Origin of the sequence: Thalassoglobus neptunius (genome assembly GCF_007859735.1) — a bacterium.
Classification (GTDB): Bacteria; Planctomycetota; Planctomycetia; order Planctomycetales; family Planctomycetaceae; genus Thalassoglobus; species Thalassoglobus neptunius.
Window position 1 is genome coordinate 1,690,341 of sequence record NZ_SIHI01000001.1, and the last position, 26,804, is coordinate 1,717,144.

Genomic DNA, 26,804 nt, shown 5'->3' on the forward strand with positions numbered 1-26,804 from the left:
GAATCATTTCGATCATCTCCCACTGAAGGTCAGTCAGGTCACTTGGGTACGCTTTTCGAATCGCCTCGGACACCGTGCACTCCTTTGCGTTGATGAACCGCAAAGTGTGAACAAAACCAGACTTTCACAAAACCTCAGTTTCCGGATAGCCTCTGAGCTCGATTCCAAGCTGAAAGAGCAGTACGCCGGGGACTACGATCGGGATCGCCCATTCATCCGCCATGCGTATGGATATAAATATCCAGTTTGATCGAGGCAACGATTTTGAATGAACGATCTTTAAACGGATGCAGCGAATTTTAGTCATCGAATTAAGAGTCCATTACATCCGGATTTCGCTTTATTGAAAGGACCGTATCCAATGGCGAATAAGTCGAAAAATAGAGGGACTGCCCAAGAGCAGTTGGCGCGTCCAGAGCAGGCTCAAGATCACCAGCCTGGCCGAGAATTTCAAATGACTCCTCATCCGGAATGGGATGTCCCGGAACAATCAAAAGGAGCTCGACGCCTTGAGGGGAAGGTTGCTCTCATTTCCGGAGGCGATAGCGGGATCGGTCGAGCTGTCTCCGTTGCCTTCGCGCGAGAAGGGGCAAGTGTCGCTATTGTCTATCTGGAAGAGGATCAGGATGCGAAAGCAACTCGCGAGCTAATAGCGAAAGAAGGGGGCGAGTGCCAACTTTTCGCAGGCAACGTGGGTGAAGCTTCTTTCTGTGATCGCGTTGTCGAGGAGACAATCGAAAAGTATGGGCAGCTCGATGTCTTGATGAACAACGCTGCCGAACAGCATCCCAAGGATTCGATTGAAGACATTTCTCCCGAACAGCTTGAGAAAACGTTCGCGACCAATGTCTTTAGTATGTTTTATCTAACTAAAGCTGCGATTCCGCATCTGAGGAAGCAAGAGAACGCTTCAATTGTTAATACAACCTCAGTGACTGCTTATCGGGGAAGCCCCGGGCTACTCGATTATTCTGCGAGCAAAGGGGCGATTGTCAGTTTCACTCGTTCGTTGTCGCAATCGATTGTGTCTGAGGGAATTCGAGTCAATGCGGTCGCACCGGGGCCGATTTGGACACCGCTCATCCCCGCTACCTACCCCGCCGAGAAAGTTGGAACGTTCGGAACGGATACTCCAATGGGGCGGGCAGGGCAGCCGTGGGAGTGTGCGACGGCGTTTGTATTCCTGGCATCGCAAGACAGTTCCTATATGACGGGACAAGTTATTCACGTAAATGGCGGCGAGATCATCAACGGGTGACTTCGCCGATTGTTTAAGGTGCCTGTACCGTACAAGGTGCTCCCTTTGATCACCGTCTGTGATTCTCTTTCAAGTCTCGGTTTCTGTGTCAGGGTGATGTTATGTCGGACAATTCCTATTGGTTTCCAACCGAAGCTCAACGACGACGTTTTCCGAAGTTGAATCAGGTGCACAGTACGGAAGTTCTGGTCATCGGGGATTCTAATTCTGCTTCTTTGGGACAAAGTTGGTCGGCTTCACAGAGAAAAGATCGAGCGAATCAATCCGCTCGGTGCGTGTTCTTTTTGTTGACGAGCAAGAGGGAAACTGTTGTCCAATCGCGGATACATTTCGTGATTGCTGACCTTCGCTGTTGCGTCTTTTCTCTGGTTGACGCGCCTGCTGGCTGAGTGCAAATGGGGCACGTTGTGCAAATTGCAGGTGGTGGATTGCTGGATTTCTGAAAACTGACCCCATTTTTGGTTGACACGGCGCAGTTGCTGGCTGAGAATGAGTCTCAGTATCAGTTGGTCGTCGGTGTGCTTGTCGGTAACAGCTGATATTGATTTTGCTTCCGAGGTTTAGCCAGCCACCCAGCGTCGCAAGGCAGCCAGCCATGCTCGGAAATCGAAGGCACTCCTGAGTGGGGTGTCCGTTTTCCACAGACGGTCCGAGTTTTGGAGGTTCTGGTATGCATCGCCAAGTCAAGCTGATGCGCTCTCGCGGATTCACGTTGATCGAGTTGCTCGTGGTCATTGCCATCATTGCAATTCTTATCGCTTTGCTTCTCCCGGCAGTCCAACAAGCGCGCGAAGCGGCGCGGAGAACTCAGTGTAAAAACAATATGAAGCAAATCGGGCTCGCGATTCACAACTATCACGACGTGTACCTGCAGTTTCCGAATGCGAATTCAGGCGGCCTCAGTTACTCAAGCCTGAGTGGCTCAAGTCTGTTTGCCAGCATTTTGCCGATGATCGAGCAGGCGTCTGCTTACAATCTCTACGATTTCAACAAGGGGAACGCGGATCCCGAGAATCAAGAGGTTGTCGGGCAAGTTCTGCCATTTTATCTCTGCCCATCTTCGCCACTACGTCGACAGGTTCCAAGCTGTGATACAGATAGCGGAAGAGCCCCCGGGAATTATGCTGCCTGCATCGGATCGAAAGACTTTAACCAGTACTGGTCGTTTTATCGTCTTCCAAGACCAGAATTAGATGGAGCGATCGTCTACACCGACAGCACGCCGGGCAAAACCAAGTTTCGCGACTTTCGGGATGGAACCAGCAATACGATGATGATTGGTGAGACCGCCTACAATCTTCCCGATTACAAATTTAGTTCCGGAGACTGTGCGGGGCAATCACGGTACTCATTCACTTATTGGGCCAGCCCATACCCCGGATCAACAACTGCCACGACTGAATACGATTTCAATCCTCGTGATATCGCGGAAGACGGCATCTTCGATACCAATTGGCCGCGCTCTTTCCGAAGCGATCACGTTGGGGGAGTTCAGTTCACGTTTTCTGATGGCTCTGTGCACTTCATTTCTGAGAACATCGATGCCGAACTCCTGGACGGGCTCGCGACACGATCAGGAGGGGAGATTGTCGGTGAATTCTAGGAGTTGCTATTTGCAGAGTTTCGTGTGCTGCGGCCTGCTAGCGACGTTGATGTTCTCAAGTGGATGCACTTCAAGACGCGAAGGTCCTTCACGAGTTGCTGTCGAAGGCACTGTCACGTTGGATAATGTTCCGCTGAAGCAAGGTGTCGTGCGATTTATCGCAACAGGAGAAACGGAAGGCCCCAAGACAAGTGTTCCGGTCAACGATGGGCAATTCAAGATCAACAGCGAATCCGGTCCAGTCGTTGGGGAACATCGCATCGAGATCGTGTCAACCGACGATGGCGGGTACGCGATGGATGATGAGCAAGCGATCAAACAGCTCAGAGAACAGGGAATCCGAAAGATCGAAGTCGTCCGTGTTCCATTAAAATACAACAAACGAAGTCAACTTGTCGAACATGTTGCTGCTGAAGGTCCGAATACCTATAGCTTTGAACTTTCCAGTCAGAAATAGTTCCTCTCCTTTTTAGGACATATATGATGAAAAAGAGTTTTGTACTGAGGTCGGCTTTGTGTCTAATAGCATGTGGTGTCACGGTTAGTGTGGCGCAACGTGCCGATGCCCATTTCATCTTTCTCGCTCCGCAAGCAACTAAGGGAGAGACGACACGCATCGAAGTCTATTTCGGCGAAGATGCCTCAGCGGATGACCCCGCATTTTTGAAGTACACGGAGGGGATGAATGCGTGGGCTGTTCAGCAAGGAAAAGAGATGGAGGTCCTTGAGATCGATCGCAAAGACGACTCCGTGTCAACGACAATTCCAGCTGACGAGACAGACAAGACGATTATCGTTGCGACACATGATCTCGGTGTGATGGATCGCGGTGATACCGTCTTTCGTCTCAAGTATTATGCGAAAACTGGACCGTCAGTGAATTCCAGCGCCTGGACCTCTGTCGACACTTCGAAAGCGTTGAAGCTTGACGTCATCCCGGAAGAGACCACTGACGGTGTCAATCTGCAAGTGCTCTTCAACGGCGAAGCAGTCGAAGGCAGTGAAGTTGTGGCCAGCGGTCCGGAGTTGTTCGAGTTCGAAGGCACAACCGGGGAGTCCGGAACGATCGTTCTTCCAATTGATCAGCCCGGTCTCTATTCGATCCGAGCCAAGCACGTCGAACCGGAAGCAGGCGAGTTTGACGGCAAGGAATACCCGGAAACACGACACTACACCACCTTGACATTAAGAGTGCAGTCCGACCTGTCACAGGCTGCGAGACGAGACCTCCAACCGCTTGAGCAGCCTGTGACAAGTTTCGGAGGTGCAATCCTCGGTGACAAAGTCTACATCTACGGTGGTCATTCCGGCTCAGCACACTCTTATTCCAATGAAGAGCAGGGGCACACTCTCCTTCAATTAAACCTTGGAACTGGTCAATGGAATGAACTGGTTGACGGACCACCGCTGCAGGGACTGGCGATGGTCGCTCATGGCGACCGCCTCTATCGAATTGGCGGATTTACTGCGAAGAACAGTGAAGGAGAAGAGCATGACTTGTGGTCGCGAGACACTGTCGAAGCTTATGACCTGACAAAAAACAAATGGGGCAAGATGCCTTCGCTGCCTGAACCTCGATCATCTTTCGACGCAGCAGTTCTCAACGATACGATCTACGTCATTGGTGGTTGGCAACTTCAGGGCGAGAGCGACGAAGTTTGGCACCAGACGGCATGGTCGATGGACTTGAATGCAGAAGATCCCCAGTGGACAGCACTTCCAGAACCACCGTTTCAGCGACGGGCATTGGCAGTGGCAGCCTTCAACGACAAGCTCTACGTCATTGGTGGAATGCAATCGGAAGGGGGACCAACGACCGCGATGAACATTTACGATCCGCAAACTGAAACCTGGTCAGAAGGACCAGAACTGGTCGTGGAAGCTTCTAAAGAATCTGACGATGACAGTTCCGGAAGTCGATTCTCGGCCGGGATGACAGGATTCGGAGCATCAGCATTTGCGGCAGGCGGACATCTCTACGCCAGCACTTTCAAAGGCAACCTGCAGCGTCTGTCAGACGATGGTTCTCAGTGGGAGATTGTCGCCAAAACTCCGACCGCTCGATTCTTTCATCGCATGCTGCCAGTCAGCGACCACGAACTCCTTGTTGTGGGTGGAGCGAGCATGGCTGTCGGAAAGTTTGAAGAAGTCGAGATTCTCGACGTGAGCAAAGAGTAAGTTGGACGCAATGCGTCTTTTGTGGTTGCGGGAAACTCCCGCAACCACTTTTTTTTCGCTTTGATTTAATGATTGATTGAGAAGATGGAGGGGACGTTCGTGATTCTTGAACAAGCGGTGATCAAGTACGAAGCGGGCGATTTGGATTCTGCATTAAATCTGACGAAACAATTCCTGGACCAAAATGAACATGATGGTCGTGGTTGGGAATTGTTGGGCTTGATTCAGTTTCGCAGCCACGAGTTTTCCCGTTCCGTGTCGGCACTGGAACAGGCGAGTCTTTATATTCCTCTACGGATTAAGAGCCGCGCTTACCTTGCATTGGGCTATGGGGAAATCGGCAAGCGCGAACTCTCAAGAGATCTGTTGGTCGATATCATCAATGATCCTGCGATATCAGTTGCTCTCTTGATTGAAATCGCCGCTGGCCTCGATTCGATCGGACGACCGGATCTTTCAGTTGATGCTTGTCGAAAAGCGACTGAGCGAGATCCCGACAACGCACAAGCTTACTACTCGCTGAGCTACTATGTCGCACGTGCTGGATTGACCACAGCGATTACGGAATCGCTGGCACGCCGCGCGATCTCTCTCGATCCGTTGAACGCCCGCTATCGAGTTGGTCTGGCTGGATTGTTAATGAGCCAGAATCGACACCAGGAAGCTTACGAATTGGTCAAGGGGCTCGAAGATGATCAACTCTCTGAGATTCATTGCAAGCAGTGCCTCGGCCGAATCCGTGACCTCTATCAACAAGCGGGCGACTATGATCGGATGATTTTCTGTCGAGAAAAGATCCTCGAGCTTGAAACGCATGAGATGCGCGGCGGCTGCTGACCGTCGACAGCTTTTCGATGCTGCTGTTCAAAACGCGACCTTCATCACAGAGAGAGCTCGTTTTCAGACGCGGTTTGTGCAATGAAAAGAACGTTTAATCACCTGGGCATTGTGCGCGTTGAGATCTTCTTTCATATGAAGAAAAAACGCCCCAATCGCAACGAATGCCATGACTCCAAGGAAGATCACGAGGACTAGAATCACCAGAGCTGGAGCCTTCGGCAAGCGGATTCCGTTATCAGATGAAGTGGTCTTAATTCTATCTTCCGGCTTCGATGCCGCTTCTTCGTCACGGGCAACCTGAATCTTCTTCTGCTTCTTCGATGAACTCCAGCAGATCGAGAAGAAGACGATTTCAAACGGGATCACTGCACCAACTATGACTTGAAACAGCGTTGGTCCCATTTCAGGAATCTGAAGCTGTGTACCGGAGTACCACCCGCACAACGCTCCCGCAAGAGTAGGCAGAATGATTGCTGTCGCTGTCTGCCAGGACGGGACGAGCCGATTCCAGTTCTCTGCCCAGTTCAGCCAGCCGGAACACGCCCCACAACCACTCTCAGATTCGGAAATCGCAGCCACGAGTTCCATGATGTCTCCCGCGTTTTCGTCATCGGTTTCTCTTTCGAGGCTGTCGATCAGCCTTTGAAGATCATCGCGGCGCGGTTCAAGTTGCTCAGTCACGGCGGTCTGATTGAGTCGATAAACTGCCGAATAAATCACGTAAAGGAAAATTGCTCCGATCCCGGAAAGCAGAGAAAAACCCAAGAGGCCATCTGAGCTGTTCCAGGCAACATTTACAAAGAATGCCATAATTGAGATACAAAAAGGGAGTAGATACCACCAGAAGATATTCCGCAGGAGCCAGATTTGATGTTCCGTCTGTTCGAGCGACTCCTTCGCGTAGAAGAGAAGTGGTTCTCCCGGGTGGCTCGGCCGCTGCGGATGACGCGAACGGTCAACGAAGATGAAGGCGGCGATCCAGATCAAAGCGGGAATGGTCAAGTACCAGGTCCACGGTAGGGACATCATGCTGCCCAACAGTAACCACAAGGGAATCATGACCAGCGAGACTCCAACTTCGCGGAAGTCACGCCAATAGATCATTGATTGAAAGCTCTGGTGAGAACGAAGGACTTCTTTCGACAGAAGGTCGGAGTCAAAGGTAATATTCATTTGTGCCTCATCTTCTTTCCACGCTTGTCGGTATTCGTCAAGATTCATCGCAACCTCCGTTTAAGATTGTCGCGAGTTTCTTTTTAGCGCGATTTAACTTCACGCCGATACTATTTTCTGTAACTCCAAGCACTTCGGCCATTTCTTGATAGCTCAGTTCGTCGAGATACAAGAGTACGAGTGCCGCATCGGTCTTCGGGAGTTGATGAATCGCTTGATAGAGGTTCTCGATCATCTCTTGATGTAGCAGCCTCTCTGAACTGTCGGGGCCGTGTGGTTCCGGAACGTTGATGTCAATCAGAGGCTGTTGAGATTCGCGTCGAGGTTTGTCTTTACGCTTCCAGTTCATGGCCGTGTTCAAAGCGACCCGATAGAACCAGGTTGCCGCAGTTGACTTGCCAGAAAACTTTGGGACGGACCGCCATGCCTGCAGCAGAATCTCTTGTGCGAGATCTTGACAGTCCTCGCTGTTGAGTGTGTAAGCGCGGGCGACCTTCATGACCGAGGCACTGTGATCCTCGAGCCAGTTGATAAACACCAACTGTTGGTCTTGATCGTCCACGAATGACCTTTGTTCAGCGCGACATGCTCTCTTTCAAGAGTGAATCTTCACCCTGTCGCTCGATCGACGAACTTCATGGACACATGGGGCAATTCACAGGGTTTCAGATCACTTCTGAAGGTATTGGTCACCCGGGATTGAGAGTCCTTACAGCCAAATCTCGATTTCGACCGAAAATTGCAAAGAACACGATGCGTTCATTGATTCCGGACTTCAACGGCACCGGGAAATCGAGAGTCGCAACGCGAATCCGACAGAAGAAGGCAATATTCAGGACGCACTGAATCGCCGATCGCCGACGCGTCTCGACTTGTCAGACCTTCGGAAGCGGTGCTTCGTAGAAAGTCCGGTGCGTCAATTCCCAGCTAGTCATTGTTCTCAACGAGCCAGATGTTTCGGAATTTGACCGGAGAGCCATGTTCCTGAAGAACGATCGGTGAGGTGGGCTCTTCTGGAAAGGCAGCGTACTTATTTCTACGAAGCGAAAGCTTGACGTCATCGTGGATAAGCTTGCCGTTGAGACGGATGGAAACACGGGCGGCGTCGCGTTCGATTCGATGACCGGCCTTGTCAAATCGTGCGGATTGATAATCCAGATCGACGGTTTGCCACTCCCCGAGCGGAAGTGCAGCGTTCACGGTCGGCGGAGCGATTTGATAGATCGCTCCGCAGTCTGACAGTCCAGCGACTCTCTTTGCGGCACTGTCCAGGATCTGTAGTTCGTAAAGCGGTCCAAAGAAAACGCCGCTATTCCCTTGCCCGCCATCTTTTGGCAGCTGAAACTCCAGGTGCAACGAGTAATCACGGAATTTCTCTTTCGTACATAGAAACTGCTTGCGACGCTTCCCGTTATGATCGAGTGCGATCTGAAGCGACTGACCGTCGACAATTTTCCATTGGATCTCCTTTTGATCCTGCTTTGGATTAATCTTTAGGAAAGAGAACGGCTCCCAGGCATCGAGATTGGAGCCGTCGAACAGCACAATCGCCCCCTCAGGCGGAGCGAGTCCAAGCGTTGAAGCTGGTGAGTCCATAGATGTCTGCGCGTCCCCGCTGTCTGTGGTGTCAATCTCGTCAGCCATGAGGATCTTGGCTTCCGAGAGGAAAGTGATCGTCACGAGACTCATTAGAAGCACAAGATGATGATGGACTCTCATTGCTGAATTGCTCCGATTGAATTTAATCGCGCGGACACATCGATCAACTTCTCGTTTGCGGTGAGAGAATTAATCTACTCGACGTGTGGCGCGATGATGTGAGATGTTGACGCTACAATTTGTAAGGTTACTTGTTCTCTTCTTTCATGCGATGGTCGACAAAGAACTGCACTGTTCGATCGATGATTTCCTCTCGTGTCGGAGAGATTTCTGCGTCGACTTTTCTCCAGTTGTGCCCAGAGTTCTGGATGATCATGATCTCGACGGGTGCGTCTAGCTCATCGGCCTTTTTCTTCATGTGGTAGGCATGTTTGACTGGAATGGTTGTGTCCTTGTCGCCCTGGATCATCAGTAGCGGCGGACTCACTGGCTTCAGGTAAGCGACGGGACTCATCTCTCGATAGAGTCGATTTTTGTCCGACGGATCGGAGTTGTTTCCGAGAATACGAGCACCAAATCGATCGTGGAAGTCAGGTCGATCGTCATGGTTAAACAGATCGATTCGTTCGAAGTCAGATGGTCCATACCAGGAGACTCCGGCGACCATTCTGTAAGAAGTCTCCTTCAAGTCCGGGCTTCCGGGTAAAGATTCGGGAGATGAGAGAAGGAGCAACTGAGCAATTTGCCCACCGGCAGAATCACCCATGACAAAAACGTTAGAAGGATCAAGTTGGAGGGCGGCACTGTTCTTCGCCAGGTAGCGGACAGCATCTTTGGAATCGATGATGCAATCTCGCATGGTGACTCCACTATTGGCTCGACAGAGTCGGTAGCCGACGGAAGCAACTGCAAATCCATGATCGAGCAGTCTTTCAAAAACAACCCGAAACGAACCGTTTGCAATTCCTTCCTTGCTCCCCGCAGCCCATCCTCCACCATGTGTGTAAACTATTAAAGGAAAGACATTCTCTTCCTTGTTGTTATGGGTTTCAGGATAATAAAGGTCCAGTAATAGTTTGCGATTCCCGATCGTCTTGTAGACGACGTTCAGTTTCTTTTCACCTTTCGTGTCGAGTGACCGGACTGGCGCAGCTGCCAGTTCTTCAACGGAGAGGACTTCGTCGCGATTGACGTCCAGTTTTGCGTAGCGTCTCCAGGTTCGTTCGTTTTCCGACTTTTCAAATGTTCCGTTCCCGTCGCTGTCGATCCTCTCCATCAATCGGTTGGCTCGATCAAGCGATTCGGCGCTAATGTTGCTCATTGACGCCACTTCATTTTGTGCAAACGCGAGCGCACCGCTGAGATGGATGACGATGGCGATTGTGTAGAAGGATAAAGTTCGGGTCATTTGTCGCCTCGATTCTTGTGCCATTGAATTTCTGCGTTTCGATTCTCAAGATCGACCGAAACCGTTGCATGTTGAAAAGACCGTGAGTATCGAAACCCGTCTCTCTGTGCCGGACCTTTCGGAGGGCCAAGCGGTCGATCGTACTCTGGAAACCATCTCATCCATCTGGTGTTTTCGTCGGCGGAATATCCTTCGTGGATGCGAAAATAGCTATGCTTCTCGGCGCAGATCAGAAAGATGGCCAGTGGGTAGACGAGGCTCGATTTTGTTTGATCATCGGAGCCTGCAATTCTGTGAGGCTCATCAATCCCGAGAACGCTGGTATTTCGCGTCTCCGCTCCGGGAGGGATCATCCCGGATGTAAAAGCGATGATTTTCCCCTGACGAGCGGCCTGCTGCATCGCATCAATTCCTTTCGCTACGTACTCTTCGTAGCTGACTCCTTCTACATTGTGAAAGAAGCCCTCGAGATAAGACCCGTCGAAGGTGTCGAGGTATTCCAACCCAGCATTGTCAAAGCGAGCACGGAGGATGTTGGCGACCATCAGTTTGTCGGGACCGATCGCTTCTCGTGTTTGTTTAGTTAACGAGTGATAACCATCGATTGTCTCGTCTTTTCTGGAAGCACCGATCTGATTGCGAAGAAAGTTCGGTTCAAGTGCCTTCACGTTTCCGTCGAGGAAAACACCGTCGATATGTGGGGAAGATGTCACATCCTGGCATGCACGTACCCACCATCGACGCACACTTTCGTTGGACAGGTCGTAGGCCTCGAGTCGATTCCGAATCAGGTTCGTTCGTCCGTTTGAATCGTGTAAAAAGGCATCGGGAATCTGTTCAAGCTCTTTGTCGGCTTCATAACCTTGATAATGAACGATGACATTTCGGTAGTAGAGAATCGTGGTATCCGGATTGATTGCTTTCACGGCTCGGGCGGCGGCGAGCGTTCCTGCTTCAATCGATCCATAGTCGCGATGGCCATTGGCCTTTTCGAAAGTGATCAGCGGGAACTTTGCCAGAAAGTTTAGTTCTTCATCGGAGTATGCAGTCGCCTTGCGAATATGCATGTACAGGGGAATCGTGTCCCAGGAAAACTTAGGATGGTTTGGCTTCTGATCCTCGCAATTGTTGGGCGAGGAGGGTTTAGCCGCTTCATTTGCGAATGCTTTTGATGGGCATGTAAACTGGAAGCCAATGATGAAGGTGAAGAGGTAGGTGAAGAGATGGGTTCGTTTCATAATGGCTGCCGGATGATGTTGTACGAACTCTTGCGGAATCGGTCTTCTGACGGGAGGAGAAATTGAGTGTGCTTGAGCAAAATCGCCGAGTGGTCGCGAGTGTGATTCTGACTCACTTCTGACGTGTCGCGGGTTATTGGTTTGCATACTGGTGAGAAGTTTTCTCCAACCCCACCTTCGACCAGTCGGTCTGTTCGAAACCGAGACGGAGCGCTGGCGAATCAGGAGCTAATCGAAAGTCTCCGTTCTCGGGATCAACGAAGAGCGGATCTTCGGCGAGGCTGTGGATATCGACGCCGTCGCGTTTCTGATTGGCAAGCATGGCTGTGCCAAGTTCGTTGTTTTCAACGCAGTAATAAATGTTAAAGTCGGTCGCAGCCTGATGTGATTTAGCCAGAAGACGGCCGCGACGATCTTCCGTATTGTTTCTGCGCCCAGGCGGCAATTCATCGATGAATGTGCAGGGCTCGGATTTCGAATAGAAGATGTTTCGTTGGATTGTCGCTCCCGTCATCGGCCCCTCGCGGAGAGAAAGGTAATAACCTCGAGGAGGGGCAAGGATCTCTGCGACAATATTGTTTTCGCACTTATTATTCAGCTTGAGAATGATCCCTTGCGTAGCGCATCGATAGATGAGATTGCCGAAGATATGCGTGTCTGTCTGTCCCCCGTCTGTTCGAATCGCAGCCTGCATCTGCATTGGTGCAACAAGGTGATGAATATAATTGTGGCGAATGATATTTCCCGAGCCAGCGCCTCTTATGTAGATTCCATTTCCATCACCGAGCAACTCCATTGCGTGATGGATTTCGTTGTACTCGATGACGTTGTCATTCGTGTGGAGGTATCCGAGTACGTCGTTTCGCGTTGGGTTTCTTGGCAACAGATCAAGTTCGTTGTGACGGATCGTCCTGCTGAGTTCGCGTCCATTTCGACGAAAGAAATCAGCCATGCATCCGGAGATAATGATTCCCGTGTACGGAGTGTGATGAATGAGGTTGTTCGCAACGCGATTGCTTCCACTTTGCCAGACCATGATGCCGGGGGAGTGGGAATAGATGCGGCCGCAATGGTGGATGTGATTGTTCTGGATGAGATTGTTTCGGTTGACATCCTTTTTCCCCGGTCCATAACCGCAGAGGAGAACTCCGGTTCCTCCCATGTTCTCGATTAGATTGTCGGACACCGTGTTGTTTTGACCATGAAGGTCTATCCGAATTGCGCCGCTTCCACTGTGAGCGAATCGGCACTGCTCAACCCGACAATTCTCTGTCCCCCGCAGCCGAATCAGAGCGTTGTCTTTGTCATGAAGCTCCCAATCGTGTTGCAGGCCAGCATCTGCGTTGGATAACTGATAGCGGTCCCCATGTATGAATGTAAGACCTTTAAAGCATAAGTTTTGAACAGGGATGTCCTGGGGGGCAGCAACATCAATCTCGCCTTCGATTCGGATTAATTCCGTCAACTGAGGAGCGAAGACTGCTGACGTGTTCCGGGGCCAGAGGTAGAGCTTGCCTTCCGCTTTGTTCAAAACCCATTCCCCGGGAGAATCGAGTTCGAACAGTGTGTTCTCAATCCAGCATGACTCAGTATCTTTGAGAAAATGGAGGCGGTTCATTGCGTAGGTCGCGCTGACAGATGTGCGGCCAACCCGTCGCTGTTCATCAATCGACTCAAGCGGAAGGATGTTCACGATCCAAGCGTGATGGGGACGAACGACAACTTCGATGTCCTCGACATTCGGCCAAGGATGAAATTGCTCGGGAGGGAAGTGAATCTCGTTGCGCGTTCCGCCACTGAGAGGAATAAATCTTTCTGAACGGGCGCGGGGAAGTAGTCCGTCCGAATCGAAGAGGGCGCAGAAAGAGTCGTCGACATCCGCGACGAGAACATGTTCAGGAGCCTCGTTTGTGAGCCCCGGAGGCGGGGACGTCGGCTTCCTCCAGCCGGTGATTTTCTTTCCAGAACTGAAAATCGGAGTTTCACCTGGATAGGCAGCATAAGTGACGGTCGAGCCCGCGGTCCCGGAGTCTTCGAGGCTGAAGACGACCGTTTGATTCAACTGGTACCTTCCGTCTCGAATGAGAACAAGGACGTCTTTCTCGCGATTCTTTCGCGACTCTCGGACGGCATCGCGAGCACGTGCAAGCGACGCAAACGGACCATCGGTCAGGTTCGAATTGGGGGCAGGAAGGCTCCCCGACCATGTATCGGAACCTTGTGGCGAGACATAGAAGTCTGCTTCAAGAGCGGCACATTCGCTCGAGCAACACGCAGCAGCGAATGCCAGTGCGAGAAAGACGACGTTGCCAAATTTGGGCGCCAGAGAAATCGAAATCGGACAGAAAGTCGCACTCGGATCGCGTCCGCTCTTCCGTCTCATTGAAGACACCCCCATATCACCACTTCTTTCCAGCGAAAGTCGCTTCTTCAGTGCACTTCCTGTTGGAGTAGCACTGCTTGATGGAGTGGGTGCCGCGCCCGCTATCCATGGTTGAGCGAGCACGTGCTCACCAAATATTGACTTCGAACTGACGAATTCTCAGCAACGATCGATTCGCTACCGCTATCGTCGATCTGAATCAGGTCACGACAGCGGTAGCAGATCGGTTGAGATGTTTGATCACGTTGGTCGTCACGAATCGCGACAAACCACGGATGGCAATGCTCTCGGATCGGTTCCAAAACTGCGATTCGAGTGGTTCTTTGGAAAGCCCACTGCTTTGAACACAGTTCGGAACCGAGTCCTGAAGTGACGTCCGCTACTTTTTCAGGCTGATCAGGTACTTCAACAAGTCGTTGAATTCCTGACGGTTCTTCAGTGAGCGAACCAATCCTGCGGGCATCATCGAAACCTTTGATTCGATTAATTCGTCGACGGATTGACGAGGAATCGTAATTGGCTTTGGAGCAGCCAGGTTTCTCAAGATGATTTCGTTGTCGTCTTCGGAAATTCGAATTCCGGTGACGACTTTCCCTTCGACAGTCATGACATTGATTTGTGCAAACTCCTTGTCAATTTTCTGTGACGGATGCAGAACTGAGTTGACCCAGTCGACAGGCTTCATCTCCTTCTTAAGTTGAGTCAGGTCCGGACCCATGCGCGGTGCGTTTCCGGGAGGATCATGACATGCGAAACATGAGGCTGCCGACGTATAGAACAATCGCTTCCCGCGTCTCTCGTTTCCTTCTTCCCAAGCGATTTGCGCCAGTTCGTCGGGAGATTGATTGAGCAGTTCCTTTTCCAGTGCCAAGTTGTTGATCTCTTCCGGCTGCTTCAGGTCTTCATCGGACATCAGTTCCTTCTCAAGCGGATGAAGCTTGGCGAGATCTTCCGGTTTCCAGAATGTCGTTCGATCCGACGACTCTGTGCGGACTCGCGCGACGGTCTCTGAATCGATTGGAGAAGCTTTGTTGCCCCACGTGTTGCGGACGAATGTTAATACGTCTGCCATTTCATCATCGTTTAATAAATCGCGAAAGGCAGTCATGGGAGGGACACCCCGGGAAGGGTCATAAATTTTTCCTCGAACCTGCATTTTTCCCCACATTCCATGGAGTGCAAGTTTAATTAAACGCTCCTCGCTTCCGGTGACCCAAGGGCTTCCGACCAATGGGGGATAGACAACTCCGTTGCCTTCGCCACTTGTTTGGTGGCAAGTCGCACAATGCGATTCACGCTGGAAGATCTCGCTGCCGCGCCGATACGAGCCGTGATACTTTCGGTCGAGATGGCGTGGTGGACGATAGGTGACCACGTGAAGTTCCGGCGGTGCAGCAAAATCGGAGGCGAGTTTCGTGTCGAACTTCGTCCAGAAATGTTGAACCGTTTTGGCTGCGACAGCTGCATGTGGAACATCGGAGTTGAGCAGTTTATTGAGCAACTCTTCGTTGGTGACATTGTGTTGCTGGTGAAGCCACAATGCTTCTAACAGATGGTGAGCTTCCTCTTCGTCATTCGGATCAAAGTCTTCGGCCCATGCTTGAGCGGCGTTAATCACAGCTTCGGAATTACGGCCACTTAATTCGATTCGGGTGCGATGGCGAACCCCGTCGACCGGATGCTTGAGGTTTTCAAGAAGCTTCTCAATCGGTTGGTCGGCGATGGCGACCGGTTCCTGCAGTGGCCGATCTTTGACTGTCAATCGCAAGATTCGGCCGTGTTTGTGATCGCGACTCGGATCACGAATGTTGTGTTGCATATGGCCGATGATCATGTTGTGCCAGTCGGCAACATAAAGTGCACCGTCTTCACCAATGATTGCATCACTCGGGCGGAAATTGCGGTCTTCGCCATTCAATAAATCCTGAACCGGAGTCCCCCACACATTTCCGTACTCGCGTCGACCGCCGTCTCCTCTGTCGAGGTCATACTGTCTCACTCCCAGAAATCCGATCACGTTGAGGACCAGAAAGTCTTGTTGCATATCTTGAGGGAAGTGAGCCGACGAGAGGATTTCGTTTGCCGGCACCGGACGGAATTCTTTCTCCAACAGGGAGTGCATTTGGAAGCCGTTCCCTTTACGCCGAACCTGGTACGACTTTCCTCCCGTTCCGTCGTTGGCATACAAGTAACCCCAACGGTCGAAACTTGTTCCATGCGGGTTCGGGCTGTTCGCTGCAACTGGTGTGATTGCGAACGTTCGAGGATCGAAGCGATACATCCCGGAACCACCGGTACTGAGGTTCTGCTTCCAGGGGGTTTCGTGATTGTGGACAAGGAAAATTCCGCTTTGCCAATAGATTCCCCCGTCAGGGCCATAGATCAGATTGTTCGCAGCATGGTGAGTGTCCGAAGTTCCCAGTCCCTGAAGGATCGGAAATCGGACATCGGCTTTGTCATCTCCGTCAGTGTCTCTTAGAAACAGAAGGTCCGGGCCCGACGTGACGAGAACTCCGCCACCCCAGAATTCGAATCCCAAGGGGTTGTGGACATGAGCGAAGATTTTCCGCTCGTCGGCGACCCCGTCTCGATCGTTGTCGACGAAGATCATCAAGCTGTCTTTGAGTTCATCACCCGGTTCCCATTTCGGATACGAGTTCCAGCTGGCTGCCCAGAGTCGTCCTTTTGAATCGACTTGAAGTTGGACCGGGTTAGCGAGATCCGGGAACATCTCTTCTGAGGCGAAGATGTTTAACTCGAATCCATCGGGAATGTTAATTTGTTCCAGGCTTTCTTCGGGAGAAAGATAATCGGAACTCCCTTCTTTCGCTTCGCTGGAGCTACGGCTTCCGCCACCGACATTGGTTTTTACAGCCACTGGTGAGGGGACATTGGAGTCATCCGGTTTAATCGAATTTCCAGCCGCGGCAGCCCAAATCACCGGGTCGCGATTGGACGTCATCAGGTCCAGCATTTTCAATTCGTGGACCAGTACGTCTGCATTGGTTTGTCCATCAACGAAGCTGAGAGTTGAGCGTGAGCCCCAAATGTCGTTGCCATCGGTAGCGCGATAGCGATTGTGCCAGTGCCAGTTCTTGTCTTCAACTGTTTCGTAAACCAGTGGAAGGTTTTCGTCATTAGTTGATGGCTCTCCGGTCAGCTGCTCCGCGATAACATCGGCAAGTTTGCGATACCCCAATGCGTTCAGGTGAATCCCGTTGAGCGTTAACTGTTCCGGAGTCGTCTCATATAACTTGAGGGTCGGAGTGTATAGATCGACAAAGGTCGCGCCGGAAGCTTCGGCTGCTCGTTGAGTTGCGAGCGTGTAAGCTTTTAGATTGGCGTTTAGTTCTTTGCCATCTGGCAAGTTGGGCTTTCCGGTGTTCTCGTAAGCAATCGGACTAAATAAGACGAATCTCGCGTCGACTCCTGCCTCTTTGCGAAGTGTTCGATACTTTTCCACCAGCTTGACGAGTTCTTGTTCGTAGGCGGAAGCTTTCTCCGGTCCGCCATGCGACTCGTTGTAACCGAACATGATCCAGACGACACTCGGGGAGACATGTTGCAGATACTCGGTGTCGTTGGTAAATCCCTTGTTTCGAGGACGCTCGTTGACGATATCCCCTGAGAAGCTCATGTTGCGGAAGCGGATGTTCTTTCCTTGCAGATTCGACTGCAAAACCGTTTCGACCCACGGTGCATGTTGCATGCGGTCAGCCAGCCCGTTCCCGAAAATGGCGACGACATCGTCTTCCTGGAACTCGAAAGAAGCTTCTTCAGACCGGACTTCCGAGCAGACCAGAATGGAGAAAACGGTGAACAACATCCCGGCAGCCATTGTCACGCGGCTGCGAACTGACGATCTCGCCCGGTGTGTGGGATCGTCAGGGAACGCTGGATTTCTATGTAATTGGAGAATTGCTGCGAGCATAAGTTGTCCAGGTTATAGATCGAAAGGGGGAGGGTACTCGGTTTTAAGTGATGTAAGTGTGATTGAGGCCAATTTGTGAACGACACCTCCGATTGCGAAGTTCGTCCGTCATGAAGTCGTCGCTCGTTGGCGGTTAGTGTGAGGATCTCATCGATAGGTGAGTTTTGATGTTATTCGACAGCATTGAGACCCTCCAGCCTCTCGTGAACTTTTCTACAATTGAACATCAAAGTTTCGAAACGGTGGTTTCACGCTGAATCCCTTTTGACGCACAATTGGTTCTCATGGGGCTTCCGGTGTCAGGGGCGACCAAGTTCGTAAATTCGACGCACTTCGTCCCTATCAATGGCTTGTCCGAAGATGATCAGTTCGTCCATACATCCATTCAGGTTTCGAACACTCGTTCGGCGGTGACGACTTGTTGGAGCGCTCCAGTTCCCAATGGTGGCGTTTCCAATACTTAACAATCCTGTGGGGGGAGATTTGAGGGGCTCGCGAGTCGCCACTTCTCCGTTAACATAGTGCAGAACATGCGAGTTTTCGGCGTCGTAGACGGTCGCCAAATGTACCCATTGCCCAAGTCGAAAGAGATTGAAAATCGACTCCGTCCTGTAGCTGTGCGACTCGCCCTTCCCGTACCGTACTCCAAGAACGAGGGACCCGCTCTGCCGGATCTGCCAGTGGGGCTGGTTGACGCTGAAGCCATCGGCCAAGACCAGAGAGTTGGAGAGTCGGTCGAGCCCATCAATCCGAATCCAGGTGGAATACGTGAGGGATTCGAACTCACCGGGGATGGTGATTCTGACTCGGTCTCCGGGGCGCTTGAATTGCAATGATGTTTTTCCGGGCCATCGTCCCTCAGCCCATTCGCAACCAACAATTGCACCTTCCACTTTCGTGTCCTCTGGTCCATGCCCGATCAGAAGCCGGTCTGCCTGAACATTTCGATCGAAGGGAAAGTACGCAATGACTCGCGGGTCATCCTGAAGCGAATTGCGGAAAGCTTGCCAGTTCTGGAGCCTCTCTCGCTGCCGTGCATCTGTGAGTGTGCTCAACCGATCGGGGCTGACAAAATCGGCATCTCGCACGGCTATTGAAGCGGAGGTTCCGTTGCTATCAACGGCAAGTGCGTCGCCGGCGTTGAGTTCTCGTAAAGTTGTCTGATTCCGGTTCGATTCAGCATCGTAGAGTTCGACTTTCCCGTCGAAGACGTGAACTTCAGCGAGGCCATCCCCCGAGACGTCCAACCCGAATTCGGTTCCGAGATCGACAAGTTCGAACGATGGAGCAAGGACTGAAAATCCGCGAGCCGGTTTGGGAACATGAGCGCGGAGACGACCCTTTCTGCAAATGACTCGAGACTCATCGACAATTTCAATATCTGCCGGACCTTCCACGACGACTGTTGCTCCGCAGTAAAACTCCAACTGGAGGAGGCCTGCTTCCCATGCCATGGACCTTGGGGGAATTGTCTCCCCAATCTGCCAGTCCTCGGTTTCAACGCCAGAAAGCCCGGCAACTCGTGTCAGAACAGCAACTCCTCCGTCATCCATGTCTGTGGGATCGGATGTGCTTTCCCGATCAATCAGAAGTGGAGACTCGTTTCGGTTTTGAAGACCTTCTTGTCTTGCGAGAACGGCAAAGAGCAGCAGCGACACAGTCGTCGCAATAATCCAGCCGGTCATCGTGCGGAATCGGTACCAGTCACGAAGGCTTTTCAGTGTCGTGCCAGCTTGGCGCTCCCGATGTTCGATTTGCTCTTCATGAACAGCCGAGGCAACGACTTGATTGACAAATCCCTCGCTATCCTCAGCAGCGTGTGCCCGAACTTGAAGCGACGACAGAAATCGCTCCTGGTCGCGTAACTCGTCTTCGTACTGCGAGAGCCGATCGCTGATCTGAAGGTGATCGCGAAGCTGTTGTAACCGGTCTGGATCAGCAGAGATACATTCGACGAGCTCAGCAATCTCGGCGTCGGAGATATCGTCATCAAGCAACCGGCTGAGGAGCTCTTCGAATCGGTTCTTCGGCACGGCTATCCCTCAATGACACGGAATTCAATGCACTGTTTCAGCTGTTCGCGAATTCGCATGAGTGCCTGTCGGACAGCAGTTGCCGTCATCCCCAAGTGGTCTGCCAGATCCGGAGCTTTCCATCCATCTCCATAACGACCAGAGACGATCTTTCGACTCTTCGGAGCGAGTTGCTCGACGCAGTCTCTCAATGCTGACACTTGATATTGCTTCCAGTCCTCAGCTTCGATGCTGTGCTCTGGTGTTTGGACGAGGACTTCGGACAATTCCTGATGAAGGATTCTCTGTCGGCGTTTGTCCTTTCGAAGTTCGTTTCTGACGAGATTCCGAGCGATTCCACGAAGCCACTTTCCAAGATCTCGTTGGGCGTCAAAGGAATCACGCTCTCGCCAGGCGACAAGAAAAGCTTCTTGGGCCAGATCGTCCACCCAGTCCGGAGCGACACCCAACGTCCGCACAAACGAACGCAATTGCTCGTGCTGTTCCACCACAAGTTGCGTGAATTCCGGTGAGATCGTCTGTCTGGATATCGCCATATGATTACCTTGTCGCGTGACATCAAAGTGTGACGCGAGAATCTCGATTTTCCGACTTCTCTGCGGCGAACAAGCTGAACGGCGAAATTTCCAGGACCCGAGGAGATTCGTTGAGAGCTTCTGAATCAGCGTTCGCAAGTCAGGTGTCAGGCAATTTCATAGAAGCTCTCGCCAACCTCCATTCTGTCGAAAGCTGGCGCGTTCCTGAAGCGTGAAATGATCCGGATCAACTCTTTGACACTGGAGTGACTTCTCGCCTCAAAGCGATTCGGGGTCTGCTTCCGACCCATACAACGAAGAGGGTTGAGCAACTCAGGTTGATTCTCGAGAAGAATTCCCGAAGCAAGATCGACAATCCAGGGACAGCATCTTCCCCTCAGAATCGCAGCAACTTACACAATCAAAGCATTTCTCGGCAGCAAGTGAATAAGTGTGAATACTGAAAAACGAGAGCGTGGTCCGGCGACGGAAACAAACTCTTCCTACAAACGCAATAACCCTCTCAATCTTCCCGAGAAGGGCATTTGAGAGGGCTGTTTCGCAGGATCTTTGACTCTGAGTGAGTCGTTTCAAAAAAGTACACCCGGAGGGATTCGAACCCCCAACCCCCGGTTCCGAAGACCGGTGCTCTATCCAATTGAGCTACGGATGCGTGGTGTCCATTGAATGAATTCGGCTGTGCTAAGAAGGCAGCGAGTCACTCATTGGGACGAGAAAGAGTACACAATTTTCGAATAGAATCAACTCGACAAGAGTCGCTCACTTCGTTGTTACTCAAAGTTTTGCGTTTCCGCTGGGGAGAAGCAATGTGCAGAAGAGTCTAGCGGGTCCCTTTTGAAACGCAAATCTCGGAGTGGTTGAAATGCGGATGTTCTGTATTCCGGACGGCAGATTGAGGATTATCGGCTGGCGTGTCCTTCGGGAAGTGCAGCTGTTTCAGTGGTGAGCGGGCCACGGACGACGCGAAATCCAACGACATCGGTTCGTTTGGACTGAAGCGCTTCGCGGTAGGCGAATATCGATTGGCATGCTTTGTACGAATTCTGAGAGCTTCCTCCACGAAAAATTCGGTGAGTTGGGTCACTTCCACCCCAGCACCACTCGTGAACGTTTCCGGTCAGATCGAAGAAGCCCCACGCATTGCAAAGTTTTGTTCCGCAGGGTTGGGTTGTGGGGCGAGAGTAAACTGCAAACTGAGGGAGTAAATCGACATCCGATCCAAAGAAAAAATCAGTTGTTGTCTGAGTTCTGCAACAGTACTCCCACTCAGGTTCCGTTGGGAGGCGGAAACCATCGGCCCCGCTGCGAAGAGTGATTTCGTAATAGTGCGGCGATCCGGCGCCCGGGTGCGGATCGAGCAATTGAATTTCGTAGACTTCTTCGAGGTCGAACTCCCGACTCAGCCAGTTGCAGTATTGGGCTGCGTCTTCCAGGCTGACCTGTTGGCAGGGGTGTGTCTCGTCGATCGTTCTTCCAAAGTTCCCGACATCCTTCCAGTTCGGAAGACCCGTGTTGGGATCATCGTTGTGTGCAAAATCCTTGAACTGCCGAACTGTGATTTCCTGATCAGACATCCATAAGTTGCCTTCGCTTTGGAAGGTGCCGGTTGATAACTCTGCGGAACCGACCGGAATGCGGAGCATGGTCAAGTCCATTGGTGTCGTCCACCAGTCTTGTCCTTCAATCGGAGTAGGCGAAGTGGGCAGGGGAGGAATCGGAAGTTCGAGTCGCTCGAGTGCCCATTTGGATGCACTGTGAGGGCCTGACTCAGGGGATGTGAGGACCCAACCTGAAAGAAGCTGTCCCCAGCGATCGCGCGTGGACTTTGGCAAATTCGGGATTCCCCCGACAATCGATGCGAATCCGGATCGCAAGTCTGGCGAGTTGACATCGTTCAGCTGATCGAGCAGGCGGTCCATTCCTCCATTCCAAATTCGGCATACCTGGATAAATGCCGTTCTGGGTTCCGGGTTCCAGATGTCGGTTTCGGGATCGGGGGCTGTGCTCAGAAGCTTTGACGCCAGTGAGTTGTCGCCCATCTGCATCAAGACAATCGCGACGCGAGCAGCTTCTCTCCAGCGGTTCTGTGAAATCAGATCATCGGCTGTCTCTTTGAGGATCTGAGATGCTTCGATTGGGGAGCGTTCAAACGCTTTGGCAATCATGCCAGCTTCTGAAGATGGAGTTGCTTCGTCGAAGATTCCATCGATCAGGTTGGAGAATTCAATCCGGTCATACGGTGGCGAGAAGCCCCACTCACGCAAAGCCCACCCTGCTGCAATTTGCGTCTTCGAGTCGTTGCGTTCGCGGTACCAGTCGTTCATGAGAGACTGCCACGACGATTGATCGCGCGGATCAAGTTCATCGATCGAAGCGACGCCATAACAGAAAGCTGAACGCACCTCGGGAGTGGATCCGTCTTTGAGAACCGTGGCCAGATTGTCGAGGTCTCCGTGCCATTGGATGAGTTCGTCGATGAAGACGCTTCGAGGGTCGGGTGCCGATCCACGGCCAAGTGAATTCGGAGTCGACACGGATTCTGTGGAGAGAATCTTCGACACCAATGTGAGATTGCGGAGATGAATCCCAACGATGGCAAGTCGCGAGTAGGCGCGCCAATTCTTCTTTTCGAATTCTTGAGATGCACGAATCTGCAGGGCAGTGTTCGCGTCCGATCTCGACACTTCGAGTGCGGGGATCACATTGAATGCTTCGTCCGGGGGAGTGTCAAGATTTGCGACTGCGTCGATCAATACTTCAACAGGTGGCTCACCGACCTCGGCGAGTGCGTAAGCGAGTGAAAGCTGTTGTTGGCCCGATGTGTGATCGAATTGAAATTCTAGTTCTTCCGTGATAATGTCCTTCGGAAGTGAATCGAGGCTGGCGAGTCTCTCCGGAATGTCGAATCCACTGGACAACGCCACATTCTTGACGGCGTTCTGTGTTTCCGCGCGAATCAACTTCAGCGAATTGTGTTCAGCTCGATTCCATTGCCAAACGATTCCCGCAATCCCCAGAACTGCAACAAGCATTAACGATGTCGCGACGATCAGGCCCGACCGGTGCTTTCGAGCGAACTTCCCGAGACGGTATCCCACGCTCGGAGGTCGTGCTCGGACAGGTTCGTTATTGAGGTAACGAAAGAGGTCGTCCCGGAGTTCTGCGGGGCTGGAATAGCGTCGCGTGCGGTCCTTTTCCAAAGCTTTGATCGCAATCCAGTCGAGGTCACCGCGCAAGGAGGAGTCAAGGCTTCGGATGTCGGTGCCTCTCTTTGAAGAGACCGCAGCTGCGACTTCTTCACTCTCCGCCAGGCGCCGACTTGGTCGTTCCGGTTCTTCTTCCCGGATGGTTGTCATCACCTGTTCGATCGACTGTGTTTTTACGGACTCTCGCTTCACCGGAGTTGAACCGGTGAGAAGCTCATAGAGGACAACTCCGAGGGAGTAGACATCTGTCCGAGTGTCGATCTCGAGTTTGCCCATGCTCGCTTGTTCAGGGCTCATATACTGGAGAGTGCCGACGACCTGACCACATAGCGTATCGACAGTTTCTTCACTGAGGCGATTGCTATCGTTGAGCGCTTTCGCGAGCCCGAAGTCGATGACTTTCACTCGTCGTTCGTTCTCGTACTCTGTAACGAGGACGTTGCTGGGCTTAATGTCACGGTGGATGATGCCTTTGGAGTGGGCATGTTGAACCGCATCACACGCCTGTTGGATCAAGTTGATCCGTTCCTCAAGCGTGAGGGAGAAGCTGTCGCAATAATCCGTGATCGGAATTCCGTGAACGAACTCCATGGCGACGTAAGGCAAGCCGGATTCCGTCGAGCCAGCATCGTAAACAGTGGCGATGTTGACGTGATGCATCAGCGCCATGGCTTGTCGTTCCGCCTGAAATCTCGCCATTACTCCTCGCGATTCAAGGCCCTGGCGAATGACTTTCAGTGCGACTTTTCGTCGGACCGGCTCAGATTGTTCCGCCAGATAGACGGTTCCCATTCCGCCTTGCCCGATTTCCTTGATCAGTCGGTACGGGCCAATTGATCGCGAAGTTTTGGAAAGGTCCTCCCCATCGGGGATCGGTTCCGTGGGAGCAGAAAAACCGCCCGCAGGTGTGCCCTTCAGAAATTCTTCAGAGTGTTCCGGAAAGAGTGAATGAATGGTTTCAACGTCGTCCGGAAACTCGTTGATCATGTCGTCGAGGCTGATCGATTCCCCGTCAAGCTGCAGGGCAGCACGTTTTCGATCGACCAGTTCGGAAATGGCTTCTTCGCGATCAGAGTCGCTGAGGTCTTCTGGCAGATACTCGGACAAACGACGATTTCGCCCAGCTTGGATGTCGAGTTCAAATTCCGTAACGATTGAGGCCAACTTGTCTTCTGGCCTGGGCTTGTCGGAGGTTGTCGAGTCATCCGTCGGGAACGCGACGGTCTGTTCCGCCGCAATGGACTGGATTTCGAGGAGTTTCTCACGAAATTCGTCTCGATCCTGTTCCGAAACGGATTCGACATAGGCATCAATGTCGGGAGTTTTGCCTGCGCGGAGTTCTTCCTCGAAACGCGAGCATAACTCACTGATGTCGTCTGACCGGTGCATCCGCTATTGACCCTTTACAACCCGCATCCTCAACGAAAACCCCCGAACGAATTCCGAACAAGGTCTTTCACAGAATAAATTTACGAGATCTCCAGCGCATTGTCACGCTTTTAGTGCGAACCGAAGTCGATTCCCTTTATCCCGATTGGCAGTCAGAACTTGTGATCCCAGCGATAATCAGATGGGGCAGCCCGAACGATCTCCCGAGAGGTATCTTTCAAATTAAAGGAACACAATTCAAGCAAATTGGTTCGCTGTCGAGACAAAACAGTCACAAATTCCGAAAAGTGGACGGGTGACGCGAACGTTTGCGGGAAGACCACTTACGGATAAGGATTCCAATGCGCACAATGCGAATTCACTTCTTCTGATTCTTCTTTTTCTTCGGTCGATCCTTCGGCCAGGGGAGAACGTTGGCCTGCTCAGCCCACTCAGTCCAGCGAGCGATCATGGAATCAACTCGTTCCAAGTGCTCTGATCGCAGGTCGTTTGTCTCAGTGCGTTCTTCGGAAAGGTCGTAGAGTTCCCAGTTTTCCGGGGAATGAGCATTCAGCGTCACCAATTTCCAATCGCCCTCGCGAATGGCGGCGTGTGCTTCGTGTTCCCAGAAAAGAGTCCGATGTTCACGTCGTTCGGGGTCCAGAAATGTCGGGACCAGACTTTTTCCGGGAGCCTGTTTGATCACCTGCCCGTTGAATTCCTCAGGATAATCAGCATCAGCGACATCAAGGCATGTCGCAAGGATGTCAATGACATGTCCGGGTTGATGTGTCAATCCGCCGGCAGACTTGATGAGTTGCGGCCAGTGAGCGATCAGAGGAGTCGCAATTCCTCCTTCGTGAACCCAACGTTTGTGCATCCGGAACGGTGTGTTCGACGCATTTGACCAGGCTTCACCCATGCTGCTTGATCGTGCCGATTCGTTTCTCCAGTCAGCGAAGTTTTCCTCGGTGTTCTCCTGCCATTTGTATCCGAACATCCCGCCTTCTGCACAGCACCCGTTGTCAGAGAGGAAGAAGATCAGCGTCCGGTCGAGTTCGCCCGAGTCACGGAGAGTCTGGATGATGCGGCCAATGTTCTCGTCCATTCTCTCAATCTGTGCAGCATAGATCTCTCTTCGAAACGCCAACTCCTGTTGATCTTCGAGAGTCAATTCGGACCATTCCGGACATCCGGACGGAGAGAGTTGCGTGTCGTTCCGAACGATCCCCAATTCCTTTATCTTCTGAAGTTTCTCGGCACGCAGGACATCCCAGCCTTCATCGTAGCGGCCCTGACATCGATCGATGTTCTCTTGGGGAGCTTCGAGCGGCCAGTGCGGAGAGTTAAAAGCTGTGTAAAGGAAGAATGGCTTGTCGTTAGATTGCGATTCTTTTAAGAACTTAACCGACCAGTCAGTGAAGACATCGGTGGTGTACCATTCTTGTTCCGGGTGAAGCGTATTAGGAGGATCAACAGTTGGGGGGATGACAAGTTGGTCGTTGTGATAAACAGGGCATCCAGGCAAGACTTTAAAATAGCTGTCGACATGAATGTGAATTCCATAAAAGTGCTCAAAGCCGCGATCAGTCGGCCATTGTCCTTGCTGATGTCCGATATGCCATTTCCCGGCCATCATGGTTCGGTAGCCCGCACTCTTGAGAACCTCAGCGATGGTCACACAGTTCTTGTTGAGGTAGGGGTGGTAGCCGTCACCCCGGTCTGAGTAAACCATGTGCCCAACACCTGATTCATGCGGGTACAGGCCGGTCATCAGAGAAGCCCGCGTCGGGCAACATCTTCCTGTGTTATAGAACTGTGTGAAGCGTAATCCGCCCTCGGCGAGTGAATCAATATTCGGAGTTTGAATCTCTCCGCCATAGCAACCAATGTCTGAGAAGCCCATGTCATCGGCCATGATCAGAACGATATTCGGACGACGGTCTTCCGCGAAGGCCGGTCCGGAAAAGAGGATGGTCAATGCAACAATGTTAATGGGCTTCATTGTGGAAATCCTCAACGTCTGTACTCGCAGCATGGAATGAAATGA

At 51.9% G+C, this 26,804-nt stretch carries 16 protein-coding genes, 1 tRNA gene and 1 pseudogene; 6 read left to right on the top strand and 12 right to left on the bottom strand.

The annotated features are described in order from the left end of the window. The 6 genes and pseudogenes from KOR42_RS27335 to KOR42_RS06815 all read left to right on the top strand — a co-directional run. Positions 1-250 (top strand): annotated as a pseudogene (locus KOR42_RS27335) (hypothetical protein); the annotation flags it as partial. Between the two features lie 111 nt (positions 251-361). Further along, entirely contained in the window at positions 362-1,258 is an 897-nt protein-coding gene (locus KOR42_RS06795; protein WP_146508200.1) for an SDR family oxidoreductase, read from the top strand. Positions 1,259-1,928: 670 nt separating this feature from the next. Continuing rightward, positions 1,929-2,861, top strand: a complete 933-nt coding sequence (locus KOR42_RS06800; protein ID WP_231740725.1) for a DUF1559 domain-containing protein — start codon at positions 1,929-1,931, stop codon at positions 2,859-2,861. Next, a complete protein-coding gene (locus KOR42_RS06805) occupies positions 2,851-3,318 on the top strand; it encodes a hypothetical protein (protein WP_231740728.1) in 468 nt (155 codons plus the stop codon). The genes KOR42_RS06800 and KOR42_RS06805 overlap by 11 nt, the downstream gene beginning before the upstream one ends. Before the next feature lie 89 nt (positions 3,319-3,407). Next, positions 3,408-5,039 (top strand): Kelch repeat-containing protein, encoded by a 1,632-nt coding sequence (locus KOR42_RS06810; RefSeq protein ID WP_197440930.1) that lies wholly within the window; start codon positions 3,408-3,410, stop codon positions 5,037-5,039. Between the two features lie 99 nt (positions 5,040-5,138). Continuing rightward, positions 5,139-5,876, top strand: a complete 738-nt coding sequence (locus KOR42_RS06815) for a tetratricopeptide repeat protein (protein ID WP_197440931.1) — start codon at positions 5,139-5,141, stop codon at positions 5,874-5,876. A gap of 63 nt (positions 5,877-5,939) precedes the next feature. Here the strand turns inward: KOR42_RS06815 and KOR42_RS06820 are convergent, their stop codons facing one another. From KOR42_RS06820 to KOR42_RS06875, 12 genes are all read right to left on the bottom strand, one after another. Then, positions 5,940-7,100, bottom strand: coding sequence for a hypothetical protein (locus tag KOR42_RS06820; RefSeq protein ID WP_146508208.1), 1,161 nt, complete (start codon positions 7,098-7,100; stop codon positions 5,940-5,942). Then, a complete protein-coding gene (locus KOR42_RS06825; protein ID WP_146508210.1) occupies positions 7,090-7,614 on the bottom strand; it encodes an RNA polymerase sigma factor in 525 nt (174 codons plus the stop codon). Before KOR42_RS06825 ends, KOR42_RS06820 begins: the two co-directional genes overlap by 11 nt. A gap of 365 nt (positions 7,615-7,979) precedes the next feature. After that, positions 7,980-8,771: a 3-keto-disaccharide hydrolase gene (locus KOR42_RS06830; RefSeq protein ID WP_197440932.1), complete on the bottom strand. Its 792-nt coding sequence runs from the start codon at positions 8,769-8,771 to the stop codon at positions 7,980-7,982. Positions 8,772-8,898: 127 nt separating this feature from the next. Then, positions 8,899-10,059 carry an alpha/beta hydrolase gene (locus tag KOR42_RS06835; protein WP_146508212.1) on the bottom strand — a complete coding sequence of 387 codons (1,161 nt, stop codon included), beginning with the start codon at positions 10,057-10,059 and terminating at the stop codon, positions 8,899-8,901. Next, a complete protein-coding gene (locus tag KOR42_RS06840; protein ID WP_197440933.1) occupies positions 10,056-11,297 on the bottom strand; it encodes a putative glycoside hydrolase in 1,242 nt (413 codons plus the stop codon). Before KOR42_RS06840 ends, KOR42_RS06835 begins: the two co-directional genes overlap by 4 nt. 133 nt (positions 11,298-11,430) lie before the next feature. After that, positions 11,431-13,680 (bottom strand): right-handed parallel beta-helix repeat-containing protein, encoded by a 2,250-nt coding sequence (locus KOR42_RS06845; protein WP_146508216.1) that lies wholly within the window; start codon positions 13,678-13,680, stop codon positions 11,431-11,433. Between the two features lie 379 nt (positions 13,681-14,059). Next, entirely contained in the window at positions 14,060-17,506 is a 3,447-nt protein-coding gene (locus tag KOR42_RS06850) for a PVC-type heme-binding CxxCH protein (protein ID WP_390620867.1), read from the bottom strand. 404 nt (positions 17,507-17,910) lie between these two features. After that, on the bottom strand, positions 17,911-19,644 hold the full coding sequence (locus KOR42_RS06855; protein WP_197440934.1) for a LamG-like jellyroll fold domain-containing protein: 1,734 nt from the start codon (positions 19,642-19,644) through the stop codon (positions 17,911-17,913). 2 nt (positions 19,645-19,646) lie between these two features. Further along, on the bottom strand, positions 19,647-20,180 hold the full coding sequence (locus tag KOR42_RS06860) for a sigma-70 family RNA polymerase sigma factor (protein ID WP_146508218.1): 534 nt from the start codon (positions 20,178-20,180) through the stop codon (positions 19,647-19,649). A 578-nt stretch (positions 20,181-20,758) separates the two neighbouring features. Then, a tRNA-Arg gene (locus KOR42_RS06865) sits at positions 20,759-20,832 on the bottom strand. 247 nt (positions 20,833-21,079) lie between these two features. Beyond that, on the bottom strand, positions 21,080-24,775 hold the full coding sequence (locus KOR42_RS06870; protein WP_146508221.1) for a bifunctional serine/threonine-protein kinase/formylglycine-generating enzyme family protein: 3,696 nt from the start codon (positions 24,773-24,775) through the stop codon (positions 21,080-21,082). A gap of 358 nt (positions 24,776-25,133) precedes the next feature. Then, on the bottom strand, positions 25,134-26,759 hold the full coding sequence (locus KOR42_RS06875) for an arylsulfatase (protein ID WP_197440935.1): 1,626 nt from the start codon (positions 26,757-26,759) through the stop codon (positions 25,134-25,136). Positions 26,760-26,804: the final 45 nt, after the last annotated feature.